The 25,952-nt window shown below is 40.6% G+C and carries 22 protein-coding genes and 2 tRNA genes; 10 read left to right on the top strand and 14 right to left on the bottom strand.

What is annotated here, in order from left to right:
- The first annotated feature begins 145 nt into the window (after positions 1-145).
- Positions 146-1,183, top strand: coding sequence for a putative RNA methyltransferase (locus AC2SLL_RS03510; RefSeq protein ID WP_486530290.1), 1,038 nt, complete (start codon positions 146-148; stop codon positions 1,181-1,183).
- Positions 1,184-1,722: 539 nt separating this feature from the next.
- On the opposite strand, the gene AC2SLL_RS03515 is transcribed toward AC2SLL_RS03510, so the two are convergent.
- The 10 genes from AC2SLL_RS03515 to AC2SLL_RS03560 all read right to left on the bottom strand — a co-directional run bounded on the left by AC2SLL_RS03515 (position 1,723) and on the right by AC2SLL_RS03560 (position 10,850).
- Positions 1,723-2,577, bottom strand: coding sequence for a DMT family transporter (locus AC2SLL_RS03515; RefSeq protein WP_486530291.1), 855 nt, complete (start codon positions 2,575-2,577; stop codon positions 1,723-1,725).
- A gap of 215 nt (positions 2,578-2,792) precedes the next feature.
- Complete coding sequence (locus AC2SLL_RS03520; protein ID WP_486530292.1) at positions 2,793-3,014, bottom strand: hypothetical protein; 222 nt, start codon at positions 3,012-3,014, stop codon at positions 2,793-2,795.
- Entirely contained in the window at positions 3,007-3,306 is a 300-nt protein-coding gene (locus AC2SLL_RS03525; RefSeq protein WP_486530293.1) for a BrnT family toxin, read from the bottom strand. Before AC2SLL_RS03525 ends, AC2SLL_RS03520 begins: the two co-directional genes overlap by 8 nt.
- 3 nt (positions 3,307-3,309) lie before the next feature.
- Positions 3,310-4,248: a site-specific tyrosine recombinase XerD gene (gene xerD, locus AC2SLL_RS03530; RefSeq protein ID WP_486530294.1), complete on the bottom strand. Its 939-nt coding sequence runs from the start codon at positions 4,246-4,248 to the stop codon at positions 3,310-3,312.
- Between the two features lie 325 nt (positions 4,249-4,573).
- Complete coding sequence (locus AC2SLL_RS03535) at positions 4,574-6,109, bottom strand: aldehyde dehydrogenase family protein (RefSeq protein ID WP_486530295.1); 1,536 nt, start codon at positions 6,107-6,109, stop codon at positions 4,574-4,576.
- 557 nt (positions 6,110-6,666) lie between these two features.
- Complete coding sequence (gene tusA / locus AC2SLL_RS03540) at positions 6,667-6,960, bottom strand: sulfurtransferase TusA (RefSeq protein ID WP_486530296.1); 294 nt, start codon at positions 6,958-6,960, stop codon at positions 6,667-6,669.
- A 170-nt stretch (positions 6,961-7,130) separates the two neighbouring features.
- On the bottom strand, positions 7,131-7,628 hold the full coding sequence (locus tag AC2SLL_RS03545) for a hypothetical protein (protein WP_486530297.1): 498 nt from the start codon (positions 7,626-7,628) through the stop codon (positions 7,131-7,133).
- Positions 7,629-7,735: 107 nt separating this feature from the next.
- Positions 7,736-8,248, bottom strand: coding sequence for a Holliday junction resolvase RuvX (gene ruvX, locus AC2SLL_RS03550; protein ID WP_486530298.1), 513 nt, complete (start codon positions 8,246-8,248; stop codon positions 7,736-7,738).
- 63 nt (positions 8,249-8,311) lie between these two features.
- Positions 8,312-8,875: a YqgE/AlgH family protein gene (locus AC2SLL_RS03555; RefSeq protein ID WP_486530299.1), complete on the bottom strand. Its 564-nt coding sequence runs from the start codon at positions 8,873-8,875 to the stop codon at positions 8,312-8,314.
- A gap of 163 nt (positions 8,876-9,038) precedes the next feature.
- A complete protein-coding gene (locus AC2SLL_RS03560) occupies positions 9,039-10,850 on the bottom strand; it encodes a DNA repair protein RecN (RefSeq protein WP_486530300.1) in 1,812 nt (603 codons plus the stop codon).
- 597 nt (positions 10,851-11,447) lie between these two features.
- Between AC2SLL_RS03560 and AC2SLL_RS03565 the strand changes: the two genes are divergently transcribed.
- Both AC2SLL_RS03565 and rlmB read left to right on the top strand, forming a co-directional pair.
- Entirely contained in the window at positions 11,448-11,780 is a 333-nt protein-coding gene (locus AC2SLL_RS03565) for a pyrimidine/purine nucleoside phosphorylase (protein WP_486530301.1), read from the top strand.
- A 193-nt stretch (positions 11,781-11,973) separates the two neighbouring features.
- On the top strand, positions 11,974-12,783 hold the full coding sequence (rlmB, locus tag AC2SLL_RS03570; RefSeq protein WP_486530302.1) for a 23S rRNA (guanosine(2251)-2'-O)-methyltransferase RlmB: 810 nt from the start codon (positions 11,974-11,976) through the stop codon (positions 12,781-12,783).
- A 152-nt stretch (positions 12,784-12,935) separates the two neighbouring features.
- Here rlmB and coaE read toward each other — a convergent pair whose 3' ends face one another.
- From coaE to pilB, 4 genes are all read right to left on the bottom strand, one after another.
- Complete coding sequence (gene coaE / locus AC2SLL_RS03575; RefSeq protein ID WP_486530303.1) at positions 12,936-13,640, bottom strand: dephospho-CoA kinase; 705 nt, start codon at positions 13,638-13,640, stop codon at positions 12,936-12,938.
- A 309-nt stretch (positions 13,641-13,949) separates the two neighbouring features.
- On the bottom strand, positions 13,950-14,846 hold the full coding sequence (locus AC2SLL_RS03580; protein ID WP_486530304.1) for a prepilin peptidase: 897 nt from the start codon (positions 14,844-14,846) through the stop codon (positions 13,950-13,952).
- Positions 14,847-15,005: 159 nt separating this feature from the next.
- Entirely contained in the window at positions 15,006-16,229 is a 1,224-nt protein-coding gene (locus AC2SLL_RS03585; RefSeq protein ID WP_486530305.1) for a type II secretion system F family protein, read from the bottom strand.
- Positions 16,230-16,332: 103 nt separating this feature from the next.
- Positions 16,333-18,048, bottom strand: coding sequence for a type IV-A pilus assembly ATPase PilB (gene pilB, locus AC2SLL_RS03590; RefSeq protein WP_486530306.1), 1,716 nt, complete (start codon positions 18,046-18,048; stop codon positions 16,333-16,335).
- Positions 18,049-18,683: 635 nt separating this feature from the next.
- Here pilB and tpiA point away from each other — a divergent pair.
- The 7 genes from tpiA (at position 18,684) to infB (ending at position 25,775) form a co-directional block, all read left to right on the top strand.
- Positions 18,684-19,463 (top strand): triose-phosphate isomerase, encoded by a 780-nt coding sequence (gene tpiA, locus AC2SLL_RS03595; RefSeq protein ID WP_486530307.1) that lies wholly within the window; start codon positions 18,684-18,686, stop codon positions 19,461-19,463.
- Positions 19,464-19,732: 269 nt separating this feature from the next.
- Positions 19,733-20,062: a preprotein translocase subunit SecG gene (secG, locus tag AC2SLL_RS03600; protein ID WP_486530308.1), complete on the top strand. Its 330-nt coding sequence runs from the start codon at positions 19,733-19,735 to the stop codon at positions 20,060-20,062.
- Positions 20,063-20,294: 232 nt separating this feature from the next.
- A tRNA-Leu gene (locus AC2SLL_RS03605) sits at positions 20,295-20,379 on the top strand.
- Between the two features lie 206 nt (positions 20,380-20,585).
- Positions 20,586-20,662 (top strand) — tRNA-Met (locus tag AC2SLL_RS03610).
- Between the two features lie 141 nt (positions 20,663-20,803).
- Entirely contained in the window at positions 20,804-21,310 is a 507-nt protein-coding gene (gene rimP / locus AC2SLL_RS03615; protein WP_486530309.1) for a ribosome maturation factor RimP, read from the top strand.
- Positions 21,311-21,551: 241 nt separating this feature from the next.
- Positions 21,552-23,039, top strand: a complete 1,488-nt coding sequence (gene nusA, locus AC2SLL_RS03620; protein WP_486530310.1) for a transcription termination factor NusA — start codon at positions 21,552-21,554, stop codon at positions 23,037-23,039.
- 18 nt (positions 23,040-23,057) lie between these two features.
- Positions 23,058-25,775 (top strand): translation initiation factor IF-2, encoded by a 2,718-nt coding sequence (infB, locus tag AC2SLL_RS03625; protein ID WP_486530311.1) that lies wholly within the window; start codon positions 23,058-23,060, stop codon positions 25,773-25,775.
- Positions 25,776-25,952 lie beyond the last annotated feature (177 nt).

The raw sequence follows: 25,952 nt of genomic DNA on the forward strand, positions 1-25,952 counted from the left end.
TGATATCTTGGATGGCTACTGAACATCATGCCAATTATAAAGCTGAGATAAACGGTGTTGGTGCTTAAGGGTATCAACACCGTTTATCATTTGGTCTTTAAGTTAGAGTCTTATTATATTAATTTCCATCACTGAGTAATTCGTCATGCTAAAGACTGCCCCAACGACAGGCTTAATCCACCCATCTTTTACCTGTCCCTATTGCCGTTCACCTTTGATTATTGATAGCAAAGCATGGCACTGTGATGGCAGCTTAAATGACAAACACACTCAGCATCCGTTCGATGTGGCGCGTCAGGGCTACGTCAATCTATTGCCCGTACAACATAAAAAGTCTAAAGACCCAGGCGACTCTCAAGAATCGATAGAAGCTAGGCATCGGTTTTTACATCAAGGATTTTATCAACCCTTACAACAGCTCATTGCGAGTATTGCGACTGAGCTTAATGACAATCAATACAATCAAGAGAGTACAAACAACCTGACTTGGCTTGATATTGGCAGCGGAGAAGGGTATTACACTGACGCGATAGCGACGGCATTGACCCATCGCTTAGCTCAACCGATTAATAATCTGATAGCCGTAGATATCAGCAAACCTGCGGTCATTCAGCAGGCAAAATCTGCCAAACTAAAGAATCAACTGTGGTATCAGATTAAGTCAAATGATGACCAAGCCCCTACGGCTATGAATACTACGGCTATAAATAAGGAAGTGATAACGAATGGCCTGACTGAACGTCCAGCCGCCCTTTATCCAATGGTTGCTAGTGCGGCAAACCTACCAATTACTGATGAAAGTGTGAATGCCATCAGCACTATTTTTAGCCCGATATTACCCAAAGAGTTTGCCCGAGTGTTACAAACTGACGGCAGATTGATTATTGCCAAGCCAGATGCTGGGCATTTACAACGTATGCGCGATGCTTTGTTTGATGACGTCCGTCCGCATGATTCGGATAAGTTTTTGGAGGAGCTTGCGCCGTATTTTGAGCTGACAAAGACCCATCACGTCCAAGCGGATTTGCGTCTAAATGCCGATCAATTAGCTGACTTGCTGACCATGACCCCGTATTCGTATCGTGCTAAAGCGGAGAAACGTGAAGCTCTATTAACCCAAGCCGAGTCGCAAGACTTTAATACAAAAGCCAAATTTGTGGTGTATGAACTGATTAAGAAGTAGGTATATTTGGAGCTTATCCCGCTTTCGCTACTATCTGCTTATCTACCCGAGGCAGTGGCTAAGATGTGGCATGTCGCTTACTTCGTGCGCCCCGCCACATCAAGCCACTGCAACTCGTCTATCTAAACAGTATATCCGCTACAATCGGGGCTAAACCGCATCACAAGTCGACCCTCTTAGAAAAGGGTTAGAATGGGTTGATGCATCGAACCTATAAACTGAAATAAAACCTCAATGTCATTTTGAAACAATTTACATCCATTATTTTCGATTTAAATATTGCTATTTTTATGGGGCGTCGAACTCAACATATGTAAGCTAAAAGCCCAGTTTTGCTGGCTAGTTTAAACACTCATAAGAACGTTATTATATGCACCAAAAATGATATATAAAAATGCACATAGTGCAGTTATTAATATGATTTTATTATGTCTTTTCATTAAAAAACCTAAATTAAGATCATATGCTACAAAAACCATATTAAATATATTGGCGCAGCGAGAGGGTGGGTTATGCTTCACTAACCTACTCTATGATAACTAACCTCGTTTCTTCATAGATAACCGAATCACGAAATAGCTTCCAATCATGGTTAAGATAATCCCAATAACTTGTAGTAGGTTTAGCTGATTGTCAAAAAATACGATATCAGTCAATATAGCAACAATAGGGTCAATATAACCAATAATTGCTATATTAGTTATATTGGTCGTTTTTACTCCTTTGTAATACAGAATATATGCTAAGGCTGTATGTACAGATCCAAGTATAATAACCCAAAGCAACCATTGCTTAGTTATAGCTATATCGCTAAAGTCAATAAGTGGAAATAAGAGCAAACATCCAATAAATAACTGCACTAATGTCATCAAGCTTGGTGGGACTTGATCAATGAATTTAGCCACAATAGTGGCAAGAGCATACAGTAACCCTGCGCCTAGAGCACAAGCAACACCCAAAAGCTTTGTTGAGTTCATTTCGAGATCACTTGGATTGACATCTAAAGTTAAGAAAACACCGAAGACTGTCAATAATATCCAAACCCACCGTTGATAAGAAATTTTTTCTTTTAGAAAAATGATGCCAAGAGCAACTAAGAATACAGGCTGCAAGTAATAGGACACATTACCTAAAGTAATTGAAGCCCATACAAATGACTGAAACAGTAGTACCCAATTGAGTACGATGAAAATCCCACCCAATGCCACCAAGCTTAATTGCTTGATATTATATTGCGATATTTTTAGCTCATCTTTGTAACTACAGTAAGGGATTAAGCAAATGGCACCCAACAAACAATGAAAAAAGGAAGCTTCTAATGCAGTAAGCCTAGAAAACAATACTACAGCACCTATGCTCCCCCATATCACCATTGCAACTATTAGAGATAACACTTCTAACTCCAATTTATATCCATGGGGTATTTAAAGAAGTTTACCTGAAGTCTAACGACCATCAACAATTATACGAGGGTGGGTTTGATTTTTAAGCATTATAAAGGTGCAAAAAATCGAAACTCATCTTTTGTTAATAGTAAAAAGGGATGATTATTGCATCTAGTTGGTGGGTTATGCTTCGATAACCCGATCTACGCAGACTAGGTAGATTACTATACATGCTTAATCGCCATAAAATGCCGAATCACTTCATTAATATGGTGTTTAGTGGCATCATCTTGTTTAACTAACCAATTCATCACGTCATCGTCAATAGGTGATGCATTATTTTGTGATTGGCTTTTGTTTGTTTGATAGGTTTTGATAACGTTTGGCATAACGTGATTTGCTCTAGAAATATCCATGTCTTCATAATCTAAATTAGTATCAACCATGATTATATCCTTTTATTTGTTTCTTGCTTGGTTTAAACGCAGTAATAATTGTTAAGCTATCATCACTTGACTCAAACCAAGCGACTGCTAATAGTCTACCTTTATTGCTTATACCAATCGTCAAAAATCGTAACTCTTCATAGTCAAAACGAGAGTCCATGTTGGTTACATGCATTGGGTCATCAAATACTGATATGACTTCCTCAAAATCAACTTGCCTATTATCGTACACCAATTCGAATTTACTGTCATTCCAATAGAACCAAATACCGTGCTTAAATATCTCTGGCATAATTTACCCCCTCGGATGATGCGCTTCATGCAGCTGTTGCAATCGAGCTGTTGCCACATGGGTATAAATCTGGGTGGTCGATAAATCACTGTGACCGAGTAGCAACTGTACGCTACGCAAGTCCGCCCCGTGGTTGAGCAAATGAGTGGCAAACGCATGACGTAGGGTATGGGGAGATAAACTGTCGTTTAATCCTGCTTGTTTGGCGTACTTTTTTAACATATACCAAAAGTTTTGCCGTGTCATATAGCCGCCCTGCGTGGTCAAAAACACCGCTTGGCAATTGCCCGATTTTAAATGGGCAATCAACTCACCACGCCCATGTGTTAAATAATCTTCTAACGCTTCAGTTGCATATTCCCCGAGCGGTACCAGCCTTGTCTTGTTACCCTTACCTGTGATTTGTAACCAGCCCGCATTTAAGTTGACTTGTTCAAGCGATAAGTTCATTAACTCGCTTACCCGAAGCCCGCAAGCATACAACACTTCGAGCATGGCTTTATCTCGCAGCCCCATGGCGGTGCTGGTATCAGGGGCTGCCAATAGGTTTTCTACATCATGCTCAGATAAATCTTTGGGCAGTGAGCGGCCAATTTTTGGTGTTTTAATACGCTCGCACGGATTGTCTTCACGGCGCTCATTACCCACCATCCACAAATAAAATTGGCGCAAGCTGGAGAGCATACGGGCTTGAGTACGGGGCGTTTTGCCTTGCCTTGATAAAGCCGACAAGCATTGCATCACATCAAGGTCATTCCAAAGTGTTAACGCTTTTGGGTTGGTGGTTTCACAGAGTTTTAGGTCACGCACATAGGCATTACGGGTGCGCGTTGACAGCCCTCGTGACAGCATGGCTTGGCGAAATTCTGTGATATAAGCAGGCTCATCATCTACAGCTAAGGCTTTGGGTTGTCTGGGTTGCACGGCTCTATCACGGCTCATAGAATGCTCTAAATTAGTCTGTTATACGAAACAATAATCAAACTTTGAATATACCATAAATAAACTATACCGCTTATCTTTTCCACTGTCTGCTAAAAAGACAGTGGTAATCGCTGCTTATCGCTGAATGCTTATAACTGCTCACTAATTTGGGTCGTGTAGCTAGAGTGGGGAGAATTTTTAGCCAGTAACATAATACAAAAAAAGAGGCCACATGATGTAGCCTCTCTTTATCTCTTTTATATCAGTTTAAATCAATCGATAAGGGCATTAATACAACTAAACTATAGGTTAGTTATAGGCCATTTAACGATAGCCCATGCCATTAGAAACCATAGTCACGAGGCTCATTCTGGAAAGAAATCCAATGGGTTTTGGTAAACTCTTCAAGCACTTGGTCACTATTAAAGCGGCCGATACCAGAGTTTTTAACCCCACCAAACGGTACCATGCTCTCGTCATTAACAGGCATATCATTAATATGAGTCATACCCGCTTCAATGCGCTTAGCAAAGCGGAGCCCTTTTTGCAGATCCTGAGTAAATACGGCACTAGATAGCCCAAATGAGGTGTCGTTAGCAAGAGTTAAGGCATCGTCTTCATCTTTGGCTTTGATGATGGCGGCTAGTGGCCCAAATATCTCATTGCGAAATAAATCCATATCAGGAGTTACATCTGTGTAGATATAAGGTGAGACCAGTTGATCTTCAATTTTACCTTCTAAAATCAGGTTGGCACCTTCTTTTTTGGCAGTGGCAATTTTTTCTTGCAGAGACTCTATTTGGTTCTTATTGATGATCGGTCCAATAAAGGTATCTTTCTCGTTAGGGTCTCCCACTTTTAAAGTTTCTACAATGGACTTAAACTTGTCTACAAACGTATCATGTACCTCTTCTTCGACGATGATACGATTGATGGCCATACAAATCTGTCCTTGATGTAAAAACTTACCAAAGGCAGCGGCACGTGCGGCTTGATCCAGATCAGCGTCCTTAAGTACCACAAAGGGGCTATTACCACCCAGCTCCAAGGCAACGTCTTTGATATAGTCGCCACTAAATGCAAGCTCGCCAATGCGCTTACCAACGGGGGTAGAGCCAGTAAATGATACTAGACTAGGTGTGTCGTTGGTAACGATAGCATCGCCAATCTCACTACCTGCACCGACTACAACGTTTAACACACCTTTAGGTAAGCCTGCTTCTTCAAATAGTTTAGCCAGTAACAGGGCGCCAGTTATTGGGGTGTCGCTGGCAGGTTTTAAAACGACAGCATTACCTAGGGCGATCGCTGGCGCCAGCGAGCGCTGAGTCAAATGAAAGGGGAAATTCCAAGGGCTGATAAGGGCAACCACCCCAACAGGATCTCGGTATGCCAAGTTTTCTTTACCGGGGGTATTTGAAGGGCGAGTTTCGCCATGCACACGGTTAGGATAAGTTGCTGCTTCTACAGTAACAGCGCGCGCAATGCTTAGCTCTACTTCGGCTTTAATTCGTGTGCTGCCAGACTCTTTGATTATCCAGTCTATGATTTCATCACGACGTTGATCTAATAAATCAATAAGCTTATACATCACAGCAGTACGCTCAGCAGGGGTAGTCTTCGCCCATTCTTTTTGAGCATCGCTTGCTGCTTTGAAAGCCTCATCTAATTGCTCTTTTGTGGCTTGAGGAATCTCAACCAATGTCTCGCCATTATAGGGATTGGTATCATTATTGACCCTGTCATCTTTACCCTTTACCCATTCGCCAGCGATGAATTGTAGATTGAAATCTGTGTAAGAGGCAGGTGCACTATCAGCCGCAGTAGTAGACCCGTTAGTAGAAGGGGTAGATTGGTTATTCGTCTTATCATTACTCATAAATCATCCTTAGTTATCTTTAGTGTCTGACTTTAATTAAGCTCTTTAATTCATGACTCTTAGCGTGATACTTGAAAGGGTCAGATATGTTGTAAAAGAACTGTCTTTAATATAAATAAAGGTCTTGCATAGATTTGAGTACTTTTTTAACCTTTCCAAGCAAGTGCTTTCATCCTAGCATATGAAAAGATAAATATTGTTGATTGCTTTTGAAGTATTGTTTATGAAAAGTAACTTTGTAAGAGAGTTTATTAATAAGAACTTAAAAAATCAAATATTGGATAGAGAATAACTTAACTGATGTGAGTTGCTTGAGACCTATTAATTGGGAACTTATTAAAAGGAGAGCACAATTATTGAAACAGGCTAGGTTTTTAATCCATGAATAGGTAATAGAGTAAGGATTTTGAGGAGATAACGTTAGACAGTGGAACGTTTATGACATATAACGAGATTAAACAAGCCACAAAGTCAAAGAGGCGTAAACCAGAGGGTTTACTGCCTTTAGACGATTGGACTCTTAAAAAGGTGAGGATAACAAAAGGGATGACAATATATTAACTTTGCTTTTTCTGCACCACATAACGATAAAGCGTATCGGTATGGGTTTCACGGTTACCATTTGCATTTTCGGTTTCAGACTTCTCTACTAAGGTATGACCGAGATGGCGACAAAAATTAGGGATATCTCGGGTGGTAGCAGGGTCGGTTGCCAATACTTCAATGCACTCCCCGCCCTTAGCTTTACGGATAGCTCGGTGCAGCATCATCACAGGTTCGGGGCAGATAAGACCTTGGGTATCTAATTGGTGTTCAATGTCATAATGTAATGTGTCTTTAGAATCAGTCATAAGTTTGTCTATTAATTGTGTCTATAAATGATGTTAAAGGTAACCTTAGAATATTCAATTTTATTGAGTATCTATAGTCAGCGAACTACTAAACGGTTACGGCGTTAACCTCGTTAAGCCTACTCCAGTAGTACTTGCACTCGGTTGCCTTGTAACCATTTTAGACTTCTTTAACTATATTTTTCTTGGGAATCTATAAAGTTAAAGAAGCGCTTAAAAGTGGCTTGGAACCAATACGCTACTCCAATCCATGCTGCCATAGCCAGCCATAACCAATTAGACAGCTGAAATACGAGGCAAGCAATGGTTAATATACTGGCTAAACCGACGCTGGTAACTAACATGGAGGGTTGGCTTAAGCGATAGTGTGAGACAACAAATGTCTGATACAAAAGGATTGGAATCGCAATAGCCACTAACATGTAGGGAACATAATGAAACAGTAAATAGAGCCATTCATTTGAGTGGAACATTTTTAAGCTGGCCATTGTACCAAATATCACAAATAGAGACAGCGCTAACATAATCAGCCATATAGTCATGCGGTTTAACCTTTGAGCGCCGCGAATACGTTTAAGTGCTAGGGGAGGAAAACCTGCAATGGTTCGACTGACCAAGGGTTCTGTGGTAACAGGTAGGTCGGTTGGTGTGGCAGGGTCTGTGCTCATAGGTACGTACTTTTATGGGTAAGTGTAGTTAGTTGCGGTGTGCTTTTAGCGCTGACTTTAAGCTATCTTGTCACTAAATATTAAATGTTGCTGAACATTAAATAAGGTCAATCGTCACGATACGTGGTGATATCTTGAGCATAATCAGGGTTAGCAAGGTAAGTGGTTAGTAATAGACAAGCGGAAATATCATCAATGGGATCACGCTCATTTTTTATTAAGCCCAACTCCCATGCCATATCACGCGCTTCAATAGACGTCAATCTTTCGTCAAATAGCTGTACAGGAACAAGAATATGTTGTTCTACTAGCCGATGGGCTAGCCGACGAGCAAATTTATGGGCGCGTTTTGCCAACATTGAATTACTACCATCCATATTGAGCGGTAGACCAACAATAACACGTCCGATTTCCCATGTTGAGATAATACCAAGCAGATTATCCCAGTCAGCAGGCTGGCCATTATTCATGGCAAGTATATCAAAAGGTCTGGCATCTTTGGTCAAGGAATTACCAAGCGCAATACCCATCTTTTTAACACCGTAGTCCAGCCCTAACAGTAACATGTCTTGAGCTTTGCCCATGGAGGGGTGGGGCTCAGCGTTGGCCTGTTCAGTCATACTTGTCTCGTTATTCAAGGTCTCAGTTAAGGTATCAGTATTATATAAGGTGTTAAAAATAGCTTAGGCGTGACCAATATCGTCGCTTAAAAAGTCTAATCGAATACCGATGTTTTCTGCAGCATGGTGCCAACGCTCTTCAAAGGGTATCTCAAATAGCAGTGACAAGTTTGCGGGGCAAACTAGCCAATCACCTTGACTAATTTCTTGCTCTAATTGACGCTTTGTCCAGCTGGCATGACCTAAACATAAATGGTAGTGCCCAACGCCCTGTCCTTCTGCAATGCGGTATAACAGATCTTTACTGGTGGTAATACAAATATTTTCTGAAATTGCAAATGAGGATGCCCATCTAGGTTGACCCGTATGAATAACAAATCCAACTTCCGGATAAACAGGTCCACCATCTAAAGCTACTTCATGCATAACGGAGTTATCACTGACTTCTATATCTAAATCTTCCAGTAATTTACCAACAGGGGTATCTAAAATTGGACGATTAACAATTAGTCCTAGTGCCCCATGTTTGTCGTGGCGGCAGATATAAATTAGGGTTTGCGCAAAGCGTTCGTCTGGCATATGCGGTGCTGCAATTAAAAAATGATGCGTTAGATTTTCAAGAGACATAATTGTTGCAAACTCGGTGGCTATAAGGATTTTGATATCATCGCGCATAAATCAATATGTTAGTCAGTTTATACACGATGACATCTAGAATGTAAAAAAGGCATACGATTTATATCTAATGTTTGTTTGGTAAGGTACATTTTATATAATGCGTTTCAAAAGATTAGGTCACATCAGCCAATAAGCTACGAGCATGCTCACGGGTCACTTCGGTAATATTAACACCGCCAGACATACGTGCCAGCTCATCGACTTGAGTATTCCCACTGATGATTTTTAGCTCGCTGGTAGTTTGCCCCTCGTTAGTATCATGATGCTTCTGTACTAATATATGTTGATGGGCTTGTGCGGCGACTTGTGCTTGATGCGTGATGGCCAAAAGCTGACGATGCGAGCCAAGTTGGCGTAGTAACTCGCCGACGACTTGTGCCGTGCCACCACTGATGCCAACGTCCACTTCGTCAAAAACCAGCATGGGCTGTGCCGCATTGGATAGTTCATTACTTTCAGGTAAATCGCTATCATCAACTGTATCATGATGTTGTGCTTGGGTTTGTGCGCTATCGGAACCGCCATTAGCATCACTATTTAGGTCACTATTAACGTCAATATGAGTCGCTAAAAGCACCTGCATGACTAAAGCCATACGTGAAAGCTCGCCCCCAGAAGCAATTTTATAGAGCGGCTGCATAGGCATACCTACGTTTGCGCTAAACATGAGCTCAATATCTTGTAAGCCTTGAGCGTTATAGTTTTCTTCTTCTCGATCCGTAAATATAAATTCACAGCGGGCATTAGGCAGCGCCAAAGGTTGTAATTGTGTGACCAGTTTTTGACCAATATTTGGTGCCACTTGCTTACGAGAATCACTCAATTGAGTAGCGATGGTCAGATACTCGTTCCACGCCTCTTTAATTTTAGCTTCTAACACCTCTGAGGTAGGCTGATTATTTAATTCATCTAACTCATTAGCCCAGGCTTTCGCTTCAAGTAGTAGATCTGCTGCTGGCAGACCATGTTTACGTGATAAGCGATGACCTAAGCTGATTAAGCTGTTTAGTTGTTGCAAACGTTCAGGGTCTGGTAGCTGTTGTTCGGCATAATCTGTCAATAAGGCGGCAGCTTCACTAATATGTTGCTGGGCCAAATGTAGTGACTCACTGGCCTGAGCAAATGTTTGGCTGACTTCAATCTGGTTATCACATAGGCGAATGGCGCGACCTAATAACGCCATTGCATCAGGATCATCACTTTCGTTTTCTAAAAGTTGTAGTGCTTGACTGGCTTCAATCATCAACGCTTCAAGATTAGATAGCTCGTCATGCTCCGCTTCAACTTGAGCATAATCGACGTCAACGAGTGGTGCAATGTCTTCTAGCTGACTGGTCAATAGCTCGATACGGTCCTGACGGTGTGCTTCTTTAGCGCTAATATCATCGGCTTGGCGCTTAAGCTTTTGATACTTTTTATAAGCTTGGGCGGTACTTTTAGCCAAAGGCTTTAGCCCAGCGATGCTATCTAGCCAGTCGACAACAAACAGGGGCTTTAATAATGCCTGCTGTGCATGCTGACTATGGATGTTGACCAGCATAGCCCCTAATTCTTTGAGCTCTGCTAAGCTTACAGGAACACCATTTAACCATGCTTTAGACCGTCCATTACTGCTCAATTGGCGTCTAATTAAAATTTCGCCATCAAATTCACGCTCATGGTTCAAAAACCACTTCTGTATCACTACTGAGGAGGGCTTGGAGTCTGATTCACTGAAATCAAACTGAGCATAAATGTCAGCGCTATCAGTGCCATGACGCACCATACCAGTATCGGCACGCCCACCAATGCATAAGGACAGGGCATCCAGTAGTAAGGATTTTCCTGCACCAGTTTCGCCAGTAATGACGTTAAATCCACCAGAGAGGGACAGTTCATGGTGGTCAATCAAAGCAAAATTTTGCAACGTTATAGATGCGAGCATTGATAATCTCTACAATGGTTGTGAATATGACTGTCTGTAAAATCTGTCTTTAAAAAAAGATATTATGACAAGAAAGCAGTGTAAATAAATACTTAAATAGTATGGATATCGTAGCGTTTAGGGGGTATAAAAGCAAACACCATCTTATTTTTAATTAAGTTTTTAATTAAGGTCAAATAGGATGAATGATAAATATGGCAAGACACGATAAAGATATAATAGAAAGATTGCGTCACTATAGATATATGCTGCAAATTGAGCGTTTATTTTAACTGATTTGATGGTACGTTACTGCTTCATTAGGCCTCACTAAAAAAGGATAGGACACACCTCATCTTTGTCATGGCTAATCTATACGGTAGTGATTAGAAAATGTTGAAAAGTAGGGCAAAGATTAAATGAACAGGGTTTGATAGTGCATAATTAGTATTATGTCGTCATAAATTGTAAAAAATTAAGCCCCTGTCATCACTCTTGGGGTTATATTGTGGTAGGATTAAATAACATAAAACTATTAAAAAGCTAGGTGTTGACTGATGTAATAGTTAGCCACACACTTTGCATTCTTATACTTTGATTTTGATTGAGGAAGTCATCATGCCGACGACTTATGACCATGTTTCTGTCGAAAAAACTGCAACAATTTCATATGATGGACGCTGCAGTAGCCATACATTACTTTTTGATGATGGTAGCAAAAAGATGCTTGGTGTTATTTTGCCTTGTGATGATAAGGTTTTAGAATATGAGTTTGCAACTCACACCTCTGAACGTATGGAAATTATGAGTGGCGAGTGTGAGGTTAAGGTAACGGGCGAAGATGAGTTTACCTATTACCGAGCAGGTCAGGCCTTTGTGGTTGCAGGCGAGAGTAGCTTTACCCTACGTACGGATCAAATTGTACAGTACATTTGCCATCTGGAAGGCTAGCTTATTTAATAGTTATTAACCTGATGTCATCAGTCAGTTGCTGCGAATCACTGGCTACTAAGTAAGGATGGATACTAGTCATTGCTATGACTCTGTTACCACTAATCAATGGTTACTATGTATCAAGCCAGCACCGAGAGGGGCGTTGTTAATTTATTTATTTATGTTGCTTATTATTAAGAAGGCTTATTAGATGGCAAAGCCCGTTTATTTTTACGGTATTCATGCCGTTCATGCGTTATTGACACATCGTCCGATGGATGCGATGGCCTTGTTTATCCAACAAGGTCGTAGTGCTGTCGATAACAGTTATTCTACACACGCCTCAGGTGCTAACCAAGGCTCAAACACCGACGCTATACTGACTGAAATAATTGAGCTGGCTGAGCAGATGGGTGTCAGTATCCAAGAGGCTAGTAAAGACAAACTGACTGCACTTTGCCATAGCCCACAGCATCAGGGTGTGGTTTTACACGCCCGTCCATTAGCAATGGCTAATGAAAATGAGCTGGATGCTTGGACTGAGCGAGATGATAGTCTTTTTTTGGTATTAGACCAATTAACAGATGCTCACAATTTAGGCGCTTGTCTACGCACAGCAGCAGCTATGGGTGTTGATGCTGTTATTTGCCCAAAGCATCACTCAGCAAGTTTAACGCCTACAGTCTCTAAAGTGTCCGTAGGGGCAATGGAGATTATGCCGGTCGTTGCAGTGACTAACTTAGCACGCGCGATGGAACACTTAAAACAGGCGGGTGTGTTTATTTATGGGACGGCTCTTGATGACACGGCAAAGTCTATTACTGATGTTGATTTAACGGGTAAGGTTGCGATTATTATGGGCTCTGAAGGCGAGGGAATGCGTCGTCTAACGGCTGAGCGCTGTGATGAGTTAGTGTATATTCCAATGACAGGCAATCGTCATGGCTCTTTACAAAGTCTAAATGTCAGTGTAGCAACGGGTATGGTGTTGTATGAAGTAAGCCGTCAACGCCATATGTAGTAGATTGGCAAGTAAGCATTAACCCCCCATATTAAGCCACACAAAAAAGGTATGTCACTTTATGACATACCTTTTTTATGTGGCTTTCTTAAGTATTATAAGTTTAAGTGTTGTGAGCTTAAGTGTTGTAGCTTAAGTGTTATGAGACTGACTTATATTTTCTTTTTTAAGGTTAAATATTTTTGATGTAGAGGTTTAAGCTGTTCATAAAGTGCCTCTAAGCTACCTGAATTATCAATAATGTCATCTGCATGTTCAAGCCGAGCCTTTCGTGACAGTTGATTGTTCATAATGGCTTTAATTTTATCCATGCTTTGGGTATCACGAGCACTGGCTCGCTCCAGCTGAATGGCCTCGCTAACATCCACCACCAATACCCTATCACACAGGGACGCTAGCCCGCCAGCTGCGCTCTCTAACAGTAAAGGGGCTGATAAAATTATATATTTCGATTGGGATTCAGTCAGTTGTTTTTTTATCTGTTGACGAATGGCAGGGTGGGTAATCGCTTCAAGTTTTAGCAAAGAGTCATCATTAGCAAATACATGTTCTCTCACCGCCTGCCTATCCATATTGCCAGCGTCATCAATAACCCAGTCGCCTAAAGCTTGAGCGAGCTCATTTAGCGTAGGGCTACCTTTTTTCATTATATCGTGGGCAACCACATCTGCATCAACTACATCAACCCCTTGTGTAGCAAACCAATCTGATACCGCTGTTTTACCGCTGCCAATACCCCCTGTTAACCCTATAACTGGTTTATCTATAAAAAAACGGTTAAAGATTTGCGGTGGTGAGCTAACGGATTGATCCTCTGAGGTATTAGAGGGTGTTGTTGATACGTTAGAGTTGGGCATAAAAAGACCTCACAAAGTGTCTATGGCAAAGGTTTCAATCCTGCTGTATATATTATATTAGAACTCAATACTATATTAGACATTAACGATATTAGGCATTAACGATTTAACCAGTCGATAGTCTGGGTTGATGAGTGTTATTATTAAACACAACACCAAAGGCTACTACGATAAACTAAGGTCTAAATATAACCAGTCACAGTCTTACCCTTCTTTAACAGTCAAAATTGAAAGCTACTCTCTGAGCATGGTTGTCTTATAACCATTATGCAATTTAGACGGCTTCGACTGTATAATATGTATTGATCATTAATACTGACCGAGATACCAGCCCATGATGTGCTGTCCATATAAAAGAGCAATTATACCAGCTACTGCAATAAAGGGGCCAAAAGCGAATGGTTTGCTCTCTCCATGCTTTCTCATTAGTACAATGCCAACAAGTGAACCGAGCAATGAGGACAGTAGGATGATCAAAGGTAGCATCATAGGACCGAGCCATGCCCCTAATACAGCGAGAAGCTTAAAGTCTCCCTGTCCCATACCGTTCTTTTTGGTAATCCAATAAAAAACCTTGACCACCACCCAAAGTGATAAAAACCCCAGTATTAACCCCCAAATTGATTCATTAGCAGTGACAAACCAGCCTTGGGTGTTAACTACTAAGCCAAGCGCTCCTAAAGGAACCGTTAGCCTATCTGGCAGTAGTTGAGTATCCCAATCTATACCTGTTAACGCGATCAGAGCCCAAACTAAAACAAGTGCAGACAGTGCAGGAAGTGTCACACCAAACTGAGCAATAACCAACACGGTTAGTACAGCAGTAGTAATTTCAACCAATGGATAACGTATCCCTATTGAATTTTTACACTGAGAGCATGCACCCTTGAGCAACACCCAGCTAAGGACAGGAATATTTTCATACCAGCGGATACCCTGAGCACATCTTGGACATTGAGAGGCGGGATATGCCAAAGACAAAGGCAGGTCTTTGGCGACTATTTTTGCAATCGGTTCAACTAATGAATGAGAGATGTCATCCTGTTCTGATAAAATTTGTACTGAACCTGCACGCCACTCAAGCATCATTGCCAATGGCATGCGGTGTATTACCACATTTAAAAAGCTGCCAACACAAAGACCTAATAGACCAAATAAGGTTAACGCTAATAAGGTGTTCTCTTGTAAAAGTTGCCACAGTTGCATCAGGTAGCCTTTAAGCTGTCGTGAAAAAGTAATAACGAAGATAGCGGTCTATGAAATAAGAATACATTGCTCATTAGGTAGTTAAGTAGGGTGTTACAGATTTGGAAATGACTTTGCGGATAGCTAAAATCATCTAAATCCTCAGTGCTAACAAGGCTCCTAGCCAATAACTGAGCCCATTTGGAAGATGGGTAAGTACATTGCAACTACCAAGCCACCAATTAGTACGCCCAATACAACCATAATGATGGGTTCCATCAGACTAGTTAACCCATCAATGGCATTATCAACTTCATTCTCATAATAAGTAGCGACCTTTTCAAGCATTTGATCTAGGTCGCCAGATTCTTCACCAATGCCTACCATTTGTACAGCCAGTGTTGGAAATAAATTGGTGTTGCGCATTGAGAACTGTAGTTGTTGACCGGTGGAGACATCGTCTTTAATCTGCTGTGTTGCATTATAAAACACGATATTGTTTGTCGCACCTGCAGTCGACTCCAGCGCATCAATAAGAGGCACGCCAGCGGCGAATGTTGTTGACAGGGTGCGTGAAAAGCGGGCAACAATGGCTTGATAAGTTATATTACCAAAAACTGGCAGTTTTAATATCAACTTGTCTAAAAAGTCTTGAAATTTTTGACTGCGTTTTTTTGCTTCAAAAAAAGCAATTATAGTCAGCCCTAGCGCTATGATTAACAGAAACCAATATGATTGCATCCATTCCGACATATTTACCACCATTTGAGTAAAAGCGGGCAACTCAGAACCTGCCGAGGTAAACAAAGTCTCAAATGCAGGAACAACTTTTATTAACAAGATAATAGTAACCACGATGGCTACAATAATAACCGCAATAGGGTATTTAACCGCTTTTTTTATCTTTGACTTTAGTAATTCACTTTTTTCTTTGTAAGTTGCTACCCGCTCTAGCATGGTCTCCAAAGACCCTGATTGCTCACCTGACTCTACAAGCGAGCAAAATAAGTTATCAAAATGACTGGGGTGTTTACGCAGCGCGCCAGCAAAAGTATTACCTGACTCAACCTCAGCTTTAATATCTAAAACCAATTCTTTCATACTTGGATTTTCAAGTGATTCTGCCACAATTTCAAATGATTGGGTTAATGGTACACCCGCTTTCATCATAGTTGCTAACTGACGCACAAAAATAGCAATATCAAGTGCTTTGATGCGCTTTTTTATTTGAAAAAGCGGTTTGGGTTTTTTTCTGATACTACGGACACTAATACCCTGTTTACGTAGCTGCGCTTTGGCTAAATCCATGCTTTTGCTGGTTAGTTCACCTGTCACTTTTTGTCCACGGCGATTGATACCATCGTAGACAAAGTCCAATAGCATATCCGTCGTGGCTTTTGCCATGTTCATTCCCTCAACAGCCCAAGGGCTGAATATTAGTAATGTTACTTTATATGAGTAATGTTACTCTGTTTTAGTTGGTTATAGTAACAGAAAGTAAGTTTGCTTAGTCTGTCGTTACTCGATACATTTCTTGAACACTAGTAATGCCTTGCAATACCTTTAAGATGCCTGAGCGACGCAAGTCCCTAAACCCATTATTATATGCGGCTTCTTTAATATCCATTGCGTTACCCTCCTCCATAATGATACGTGCAATGGTATCATCAACCTTCATAACTTCGTAAATACCCACACGACCTTTGTAGCCATCTCGGCATTCATCGCAGCCTACCGGTTCATAAATAATGTTAGTAGGATTACTCAAGTCTTCATCTGTAAATCCCATCTCTAACAAGCTGGGTTTAGGTACGCTCGTAGGTCTTTTGCAGTTGTTACACAGCCTTCGCGCTAACCTTTGAGCAATAACAAGGTTAATAGAAGTAGCAATATTAAATGTAGCGACACCCATATTACGAAGTCGAGTCAATGTCTCAGGCGCTGAGTTAGTATGCAAAGTGGACAAAACTAAGTGGCCAGTTTGCGCCGCCTTAATAGCAATTTCAGCGGTTTCAAGATCACGAACCTCACCCACCATGACGATGTCAGGGTCTTGCCGCAAAAAGGACTTTAACGCATTGGCAAATGTTAGGCCAACTTTGTAATTTACATTAACCTGATTAATACCTTCAAGATTGATTTCTACAGGATCCTCAACAGTTGATATGTTAGTTTGTACTGTGTTTAAAATATTAAGCGCCGTATATAAAGAAACCGTTTTACCTGAGCCAGTAGGTCCCGTAATCAAAATCATGCCTTGCGGCTTATGCAGCGCTTCTAAAAACACCTTCTTTTGATCAGCTTCATAGCCCAGGGCATCGATACCAAGCATGGCAGAAGACGGGTCTAATATACGAAGTACAATTTTTTCACCATGAAGTGTGGGCAATGAGTTTACCCTGAAGTCGATGGCTTTATCTTTGGAAATGGCTAATTTGATTCGCCCATCCTGGGGCACGCGTCTTTCTGAAATATCCATCTGCGACATGACTTTTAAACGTGCAGCAATAGTTGCGCCAAGTTCTACAGGAGGGCTGGCCATTTGCTGCATGATGCCATCAATGCGAAAACGTACCCGAAACGATTTTTCATAAGGTTCAAAGTGTAAGTCTGATGCCCCCATACGTATGGCGTCAATGAGCATCTTATTAACGAACTTTACAACAGGTGCTTCTCTAATATCATTGGGTAGTGTGCTTAGATCGCCAAGCTTATTGTTTCCGTCAAACTGTTCATAATCTATGTTTAAGTCGTTATCACTGAAGCTATTAAACGTACTCATAGAATCTGAAAAAGTGGTTTCAATAAGTTTGACAAGCTTATTTTCTTCCACGACAATCGTTTGCACAGCAAGACGTGAATTGAATTGAATGGCTTCTATGGCCTCAAGACGAGTAGGATCACTGATAGCAACAAAAAGGCGTTGTCCACGCACAAAGATAGGCAAGGCATTATATTTTCTTACTATTCTTTCATCAACTAAATCTTTGGGTATGGCATCTGGATTCAATTGGTCTAAATCAAACAAAGAGTCTCCAAACTCTTTGGCAACCGCAGTGGCTATTTTGTTTGCTGGCGCTAGTTTGTGATCGACTAAATAGGATACGATACTTTTATGTTGTTTTTGCGACTCGGCCACAGCCTTCCTCATCACTTGACTATTGACCAAACCATCTTGGACAAGCCGCTGGGCAATACCGCCAAAGCTCATGGGGATTGACATTTGAAATTACCTTTAGTTGATTTTTATGTCGGTTTAACTTTTTTATTAATACAAAAGTATTTATGACCTTGTATAAATATGAGTTCATATTTAATAAACACTTGCTATTTATACACTAAGTCAATCTGTAAAATTTGTTTTAATGGGTCAGTTAAAACCAACCAATGCTTTGTTCATAGAACGTAATATTGAGTTATAGAGCTCTAATCCTATGTATTCAATCTTATATATTTAAAATTATTTAATAAGACATACCTATTAAAATAAAACGGATACGCTTTTTTATAAAAATTTGTGGTTAAAGTATTTTACTATAATTGTATTATTTAACCGTAAATTTGAGTGATAAACAAGTTTGCATACATAAGTGCCTCGTTTTAATTTGAGTTCTAAAAAGAGTATAGACTGGTAACCGAGCTGGTAGAGTGATTAATATTTTAAATTAATGTTAGGCGTTCCGATTTTTAATTTTTTAATTCTCAGCCACAAAGGGTAAATGCAAGATCAAAGACTATGTTATAATTCGGGGTTAATGCAATTTTAGAGTGATAAATAGGCGTTATAAGTTATAAATATGCCTTATTATATTCAGTACGAGTTCATTTACTAAAAATTATCATTTGAGAGTTCACTATATGACGCCTTGGGTTATTGGAAATTGGAAACTAAATCCTGCATCTGTTGCCGAGACACAAACGCTTATTGACTGTATTGTCTCTCAGCTTGATGATACAGTGGATTGTAACCTAATGGTAGCACCAAGCTTCGTACATTTAAGCCATGTTGCTAAAGCAGTTCAAGCTTCAAATTTGAAGTTAGCCTGTCAGAATGTTACTGCGTTGACAGATACGAAAGGTGCATTTACAGGAGATGTGTCAGTAGCTCAGCTTAAAGATGTTGGTGTAGAGTGGGTTATTATCGGTCATTCTGAGCGCCGTCAATACTATGCTGAAGATCATGAGGCACTGCTGCAAAAGGTAACATATTGTGACGCACATGACTTGGGGGTTGTTTTTTGCATTGGCGAGTCTGAAACAGATTTTGAATCTGGTCGTACGCAAAAGGTACTCTCTAAGCAACTCGATGTGATTAAATCCTTTGTTGCTTGCCTAGATGTTGAGGATGCTAAAAATAAGCTAGCTAATATCATTATAGCTTATGAGCCTGTTTGGGCAATTGGCACTGGTAAAGTACCTAGTGTACAAAATGTGGAATCGGTACATAGTTTTATTCACGACTACTTGATGAGCATCAGTGACCGGTTTGATAACACACCGATTATTTATGGGGGAAGCGTTAAGCCAGATAACGCTCATGAGTTTGCTAGTTGCAATGCAATTAACGGGGTTCTAGTAGGTGGCGCATCACTCAATGCTGATAGTTTTTTAACCATTGCAAAAAGCTTTTGTAAGTAAATCAAAAAAACGGTAGCATACAGTGTAATAAGTAAGCTGGACTGATTGTATATGTCTAGTTGTCTGTCTTTTAAGAGTTTGAATTCTTTTGAGAGTAAGCGTTTTTTTAGAAGTAATAGTTTTAGAAAAAACATCACTATACAACTTGTTATATTATACAACCCTGAGTTTATATTCTCCATTGGACGCCGCAAGCATACTAACTACTTTCAAATTCTTATCCTATTTTTTTATTTATTACTGTTACTTAATTTTTAGTAAGGCAAAGCATGTTCAACATTATTTTAGCCATTCACATTATTGTCGCTATTGCCATGATTGGGCTGATTTTAATTCAGCATGGTAAAGGTGCAGATGCTGGCGCATCATTTGGCGCTGGTGCCTCAGGTACTGTATTTGGCGCCGCAGGCAGTGCAAACTTTTTAACCAGAGCAACAGCTGTATTAGCGATTATCTTCTTTTCAACCAGTTTGACCCTTGCTATGCATGCTCGCAAACAAGCTGAAGATCAATATAGTTTAGATGTGCCAGCGGCCACAGAAGCGCCTTTGGCTAATTCAGTATCAGTCCCCACACCGGACCAAGCACCCAACGATTAAACGATAGATTAAAATAACTAAAACAACCCTACCTTCAGCTTATATAGTTAAGTTAACTGTATAAAAGAATGTACTCACGTTAAATAGGTTGCACACCCACTCAAACATGAGTAGAATATCCGACCTAGTTTAATAAAGTCTGAATTATAACGTTATCGTTTGATAATCCTCAATTATTAGTAGCGGTTTATTATTTAGTGTTTAAATTAGTTAGTGTTTAAATTAGTGATTTGCGATTGTGGTGGAATTGGTAGACACGCCATCTTGAGGGGGTGGTGGCGCAAGCCGTGAGGGTTCAAGTCCCTCCAATCGCACCATTAATACCGTTATACCTAATACGGTTATAACAAGCATATGTTGAGCTTAATATGATTGTTATAAACAAGGTCATAGTCTTCATTTAGTTGTTGCCATAGTTTGAGTGTTTTTGGTCGTTTTATTATAGGATAGATTAATTTTAGTTTTTTTTAGTTACTGCTTGACAACTGTGAAGAGCGTCCCTATAATAACCCACCTAGATTGATGCGGGGTGGAGCAGTCTGGTAGCTCGTCGGGCTCATAACCCGAAGGTCGTTGGTTCAAATCCAGCCCCCGCTACCATTTTTTATTTCAATCTTACTTTTTTTATCTAACCCACCATATAGTTTGTGGGTTTTTTTGTATCTGTTTTTTCTATTGTTATTTGTATTTCACAATAACTACTTATAATAGATGTTTATATTTTGGATGAAGCCATAAATCATGAAGGTATCAAATAAAGTCGCTCAATTGACTGATATTATAGAGCCTGCGGTTGCTGCTTGTGACGTGGCGCTTTGGGGTATTGAGTTTGTCCCACAAGGTAGGCGTTCTCTTTTACGTATTTTTATTGAGGCTTTACCAGAAGATAAGGCGATAAATAAACAAGTGACCATTGAAAACTGTGCAGCAGTTAACCATCAGGTTAGTGGTGTTCTAGAGGTACATGACCCAATTGCGGGCGAATATGTATTAGAAGTGTCATCACCTGGCTTAGATAGACCGTTTTTTTCTGCTGAGCAAATGCAGCAATATGTTGGGCAACATATGAATCTACGTTTGATTAAAGCGATTGGCACTGAGTCAGCGAAACGCCGTAAAGTATCTGGCAAACTTGAAAAATTAGAGTTGGATAAGCGGCAATTGACAATAGCGACTACTGACGGTTACCAATTTGATATACAGTTAGATAATATTGATAAGGCTAATTTGATTTATCAAGAGTTATAAGTATTGATGTAAGTTCTTTTAAGCAAGGTTGTGTATTGAATTTTGGTTGAATGTTTTTTATTAGATAGCCACTCAAAAGTACCATTAAGATAAGTATCACATTAAGATAGGTATCAATAGTTCAATAATTAATCTGTCATTTCAGACAACTAGAAACAAAATTTTAGAGCCATATATAAAAAATACATTCAATTATATAAGTTGCTACTCTAAATGTGGAGTAGGTGAGGATAGGTGTGCAATGAGTCGTGAAATCTTAACGGTAGTAGAGACCGTCAGTAATGAAAAGGGGCTAAACCCCGAAGATATTTTTGAAGCCATTGAAGAAGCGTTAGTGGTTTCAACAAAAAAACGAGTTTATACCGAACAGCCAGAAGTTGCTGTACGTGTTAGTATCGACCGTGAAACAGGGGATTATGATACTTATCGTTATTGGACGGTTGTTGCTGATGAAGATCACGAGATGCCTGCATGTCAATTAGCCATCAGTGACTTAGATGAAGCTGAGTGGTCAATTGGCGATATTAAAGAAGAACAAATAGAATCTATCGAGTTTGGGCGTATTGCTGCCACACAGGCCAAACAGGTCATTATTCAAAAGATTCGTGAAGCTGAAAGGGCGCTAGTTGCTGACGCCTTCGAACCAAGAGTTGGCGAGATGATGTATGGCGAAGTTAAAAAACAGACTCGCGACGGCTTCATTGTTGATTTAGGGGATAATGCGGAAGGCTACTTATCACGTGATCAGATGCTACCCCGTGAGCAACTGCGTGTTAAGTCTCGTATTCAAGCTATTTTATACCATGTTAACCGCGATAATCGCGGTGCTCAACTACTGCTATCGCGTACGCATCCAGATATGTTGACCGCTTTGATGAATAAAGAAGTACCCGAAATTAATGAAGAAATCATTGAGATTCGCGGTGTTGCCCGACAGCCGGGTGTTCGTGCTAAAATTTCAGTAAAGACCAATGATCATCGTATTGACCCAGTCGGCGCCTGTATTGGGATGCGTGGTACTCGAATCCAAGCAGTTCAGCAAGAGCTTGATGGTGAACGAATTGATGTTATTGTCTGGTCGGATGATCCAGCACAGTATATTATAAGTGCACTTGAACCTGCCGATGTAAGTAGTATCATTTTAGATGAAGATGCCAAAACGGCTGATATTATTTTTACCGCAAACGATCAGTTAGCCCGTGCCATTGGCGCTCAAGGTCAAAATGTACGATTGGCATCAGAGTTGACAGGTTACAAGTTAAACATGATGCTCGAAGCAGAATACTTAGAAAGACAGCAAAATGAAACTAAAGCCTTTATTGATTTATTCTACAATCGCTTAGAGGTTGATGAAGACTTAGCTCAAGCACTGGTTGATATTGGTTTTACCAGTATTGAAGAAGTGGCGTATGTACCAGCGGATACATTTTATGATATTGAAGGCCTTGATGACGACGCAATTGCGATGATTCAAGAGCGTGCGAAAGAAGTCGTTATAGCTGATGAACTGGTAAAACAGCAAAATATGAAAGAGCCAAGTGAAGAGTTGCTCACAATGGAAGGAATGACCACTGACTGGGCGTATAAATTGGCTCAACGTGACATTATTACTGTAGATGATTTAGCGGAACAAGCTGTTTTTGACCTTGAAGACATAGAAGGTCTTGATGAAAAAACAGCTGGCAAACTCATCATGAAAGCACGTGAATCTTGGTTTAATGAAGAATAATAAATAGGTGACTACACAATGGCAGATAAGACCGTCAAAGAACTAGCAGACATGGTAAGCAAAGAAGTCAGTGCTGTACAACAGCAATTGATTGATGCTGGGCTGCCTGCTCGTGGCGAGGATGACCTAGTCACCGAGCTTGAGCAAGAACAGCTGGTGGCATTTTTAAAACAAACACACGGGCAAGAGCAGAAGCGCCGTATTAGCTTGAAGTCTAAAACAACGAGTACTGCTCGGGTAACAGGCTCATCAGGTAAATCGAAAAGCGTGAATGTTGAGGTTCGTAAGAAAAAGGTGTTTGAGAAGCCCGATCCAAACAAACTCGCAGAGCAAATAGTTGCTCGAGAAAAAGCAGCTGCTGAAGCAAAAGAACGTGCCCTTGAAGAAGCTAAAAAACGTGAGCAGGCTAAAAAAGAAGCTGAACAGCGTCAAGCCGCCACATTGGCTGCAATGCGTGCTAATTTAGGTGGTGGAAAAGCCTCAAGTGATAAAAATGAAGATGTTTCGACTGTTGTGGTCAAAAAAGGCGCTAAAACAGCGGAAGTCACAAAAGAAAAGCCTAAAAAGAAAGTAGCCCCCACTAAGCCTAAAGTTGAAACTGTAGCAGAACGCAAAGCACGTGAAGCGCGTGAAGCTGAAGAAGAACGTCTGCGTACAATTGAGGCAGAAACCCGTCGCAAGCAGGCAGAAGAAGCTCAGAAGAAAACTCTAGAGCAAATGCGTAAAATGGCGGGTAAATATAGTGAAAAAGATACGGTTGCTAAAGTACGTAAAGACGAACCGTTAGCAGAAGGTCTTGTTGGCGAAGCATTAGAGGAGTCATTTGAAAAAGAGCGCCGAGAAATTAAGCGTGGTTCTTCAAGCACTGCTTCTCGAGGCCGACGTCGCAAAGGACAAGAAGAAAGAGAAATTCGCAATCGTAAACATGGTCTTAAGTCTACACAAGCTTCCCAGCATAAGTTTGAGAAGCCTGTTGAAAAAATTGTGCATGATGTTGAGATTGGAGAGCATATTGTTGTTGCTGATCTTGCACAGCGCATGGCGGTCAAAGCTCGTGAAGTAACTAAATTACTCATGAAAATGGGCGAGATTGTTAGTGAGACCGAAGAAATAGATCAAGCAACTGCCAGTCTGATTGTTGAGGAAATGGGTCATAATCCTATTCCTGTAAGCGATACTAAGGTTGAAGATGATTTACAGGAAGCTGTTGAAGAGCGTAGTAGTAACATACAAACACGCCCTCCAGTAGTGACTATCATGGGTCATGTAGATCACGGTAAAACATCATTACTTGATAAGATTAGAGAAGCGAAAGTGGCGTCTGGTGAGGCAGGTGGTATTACTCAGCATATTGGTGCCTATCATGTTAAAACAGATCGTGGCTTAATCACTTTCTTAGACACACCAGGTCACGCTGCGTTTACAGCAATGCGTTCACGTGGTGCACAAGCAACAGATATTGTAGTTATTGTTGTTGCTGCTGATGATGGTATGATGCCGCAAACGGTTGAAGCGATTGATCATGCCCGCGCCTCTAATACGCCTATTATTATTGCTATTAATAAGATGGATAAAGAATCTGCTGATCCAGATCGTGTTCTTAATGAGCTGACGACCAAAGAGGTCGTTACTGAAGCTTGGGGTGGGGATACGCCAGTTGCTAAGATTTCAGCCAAAACGGGTGAAGGCATTGACGAGCTGTTGGAGCTTATTAATCTTCAAGCAGAGCTTATGGAGCTTGAAGCACCTACTGATGGTGCTGCTCAAGGTGTGGTTATTGAATCACGTCTTGAGAAGGGTCGAGGTGCCGTGGCGAGTATTCTGGTTAAGAAAGGAACGCTAAAACAAGGCGATCTGGTATTAGCTGGTGAATACTATGGCCGTGTTCGTGCTATGAATGACGAAACAGGTAACCGTATTAAGTCTGCTGGACCCTCTATTCCGGTCGAAATATTAGGCTTACCTGATACCCCAGCGTCTGGTAGTGAGTTCCTAGTAGTAACGGACGAGAAAAAAGCGCGTGAAGTTGCAGAATTCCGTGCAACACGTGAGCGCGAAAAGCAATTAGAACGTCAGAATAAGATGCGTTTAGAGAGTATGTTTGAGCAAATGGGACAAGAGGATCTGTCATTCTTAAATATTATTTTGAAGACAGATGTAAGAGGATCATTAGAAGCCTTGCTCTCCGCTTTAGAAGAGTTATCAACTGATGAAGTAAAAGTAAAAGTCATTAGCTCAGGTGTCGGGCCAATTTCAGAGTCAGATGTGACACTTGCTGAGTCAAGTGAAGCCGTACTGCTTGGTTTTAATGTTAGAGCAGATAATGCCGCAAAAGCTAAAGCTGATGAATCAGGTATTGATATCCGTTACTATAGTATCATTTATGGGTTAATTGATGATGTCAAAGCGGCTATGAGTGGTATGTTATCTCCAGAACATCGTGAGAAAATATTGGGTATTGCTGAAGTTCGTGAGGTATTCCGCTCGAGCAAGTTCGGTGCCGCTGCGGGCTGTATGGTAGTCGAAGGTACGATATATCGAAACAAGTCAATTCGTGTACTACGCGACAATCAAGTTGCCTTTACTGGGCAGTTGCAATCTCTACGTCGTTACAAAGATGACGTTAACGAAGTAAGAGCAGGTATGGAGTGTGGCCTTGCGGTTCGTGGATATGACGTTGAAGCTGGGGATAAAATCGAGGTATTTGAAATCCAAGAAATACAACGTACTATTTAATATGTATTACACTTAATGATTATTAACATTAAAAAGACCTATCAGGTCATCCTGTTAGGTCTTTTTTATTAGTACTGTTTAGTTATGAAACTTATAATGGTACCTCTCCTAAAAATAAATTAGCAGTGTCAAATTCGCTTAGCCTACTATTGGTAGTTATTACAATCGTTGTCCTTG

It is taken from the genome of Psychrobacter sp. CX97 (assembly GCF_057396285.1).